General features: G+C 54.2%; 2 protein-coding genes. Both read left to right on the plus strand.

All coding sequences use genetic code 11. The annotated features are described in order from the left end of the window. Positions 1 to 977 (plus strand): thiamine pyrophosphate-dependent enzyme (locus ACR0B3_RS23855; RefSeq protein ID WP_480811220.1); only part of this gene is annotated, 977 nt, incomplete at its 5' end. A gap of 5 nt (positions 978 to 982) precedes the next feature. Beyond that, positions 983 to 1,687: myo-inosose-2 dehydratase (gene iolE, locus ACR0B3_RS23860; RefSeq protein ID WP_480811221.1), on the plus strand; the 705-nt coding region annotated here is incomplete at its 3' end.

Here is a 1,687-nt window from a genome sequence, read left to right on the forward strand (position 1 = left end):
AAACGGCGGATGTGGTGATCGCCATTGGCACCCGTTTGCAGGATTTCACCACAGGATCATGGACAACATTCCCAAAGGATGCGCGGTTTATCAATATCAACGCGGCGCGGTTTGATGCGCAAAAGCACCGCGCACAGGCCGTTGTGGGGGATGCGTTTGAGGCGATCACCGAGATTGATGCGCAATTGGGGGATTGGTCTGCCTCTACTGCCCGTATGACGCAGGCACAAAAATGGTATGCCGAGTGGAATGATTTCTTGGACAAGTGCCAAGCCCCCACAAACCAGGCCGTGCCATCCTATGCGCAGGTCATTGGCGTTGTGAACCGCATGGCGCGCCCCGAAGATGTGATGGTGACTGCCGCAGGCGGATTGCCCGGTGAAACGATCAAAAATTGGCGCTGCAAAGCACCGCACACCTATGATTGTGAATTCGGCTATTCCTGCATGGGCTATGAGGTTGCAGGGGGCTGGGGCCACGCGTTGGCGATGGCAGGCAGCAAAGGCACACCCATCGTCATGGTTGGGGATGGGTCTTATATGATGATGAATTCTGACATCCATTCCTCGGTGATCTCAGGCCATAAGATGATTGTTATCGTCTGCGACAACGGTGGTTATGCGGTGATCAATCGTTTGCAGACCAATACGGGCGGGGCAGGGTTCAACAACCTGCTGAAAGATTGCCGCGTGAAAGACCCAGCCAATGTGCGCCATGTTGATTTTGCAAAACATGCCGAGGCCATGGGGGCCTATGCACGCCATTGTGACAGCCTTGCCGATCTAGAGGCCGCGATGGAATGGGCGCAGACCACCGATGCGACAACGGTGATTTCAATCGCCTCTGATGCCTATACTTGGACAGATGGCGGTGCGGATTGGTATGTGGGCGTGCCCGAAGTTAGCCCCCGTGAAAGCGTTCAAGCCGCCCGCAAGGGTCAAGAAGAATTCCGCAAAAAACAGCGGATTGGAGTGTAAACCTCATGTTGAAGGCCAAATTGGGCATTGCCCCGATTGCATGGTGGAATGACGACCTGCCTGAATTATCAGATGACGTCAGCCTAGAGGAATGTCTGACCCAAGCCTCGGAGGCAGGGTTTAGCGGCATGGAAACAGGCCGCCGCTTTCCAATGGATATGGCGGTTTTGGGTCCGATCTTGGATCGCTATCGGATCTCGGTTTGTGGCGGATGGTTTTCGGGTGAATTGCTTGATGGGGATATCGAGCGCGAAAAGGATCGCATTGCAGAGCAAATGGCGTTTTTCAAAGCCGCAGGCGCGCCGTGCATCGTCTACGGAGAAACAGCGCGGTCTGTGCAGGGCAAGCGCGAGGTGCCTTTGGCGCAAAAGCCAGCGATCAGTGAGGCCGAGATGGCCGCCTATGGGCGCAAGATGTCGGACTTTGCCGATTGGTGCGCGGCCCAAGGGATGCCGATTTCCTATCATCATCACATGGCCGCTGTGGTCGAAACCGAGCCTGAGCTTGATGTGTTTATGAAGCATTCTTCGGTTCCGCTGCTGTTTGATGCGGGGCATATGGCTTTTGCGGGCGGGGATAATTTACGCGTAATTCACAATCATCATGCGCGGATCTCTCATGTCCATACGAAGGATATTCGCAAAAAGGTTGTGGAAAAAATTGACAGAACTAGAAATAGTTTCCTTGATGCAGTGGTCATGGGAGTCTTT

The sequence above is a fragment of the Ruegeria sp. CE9 genome (assembly GCF_056537425.1).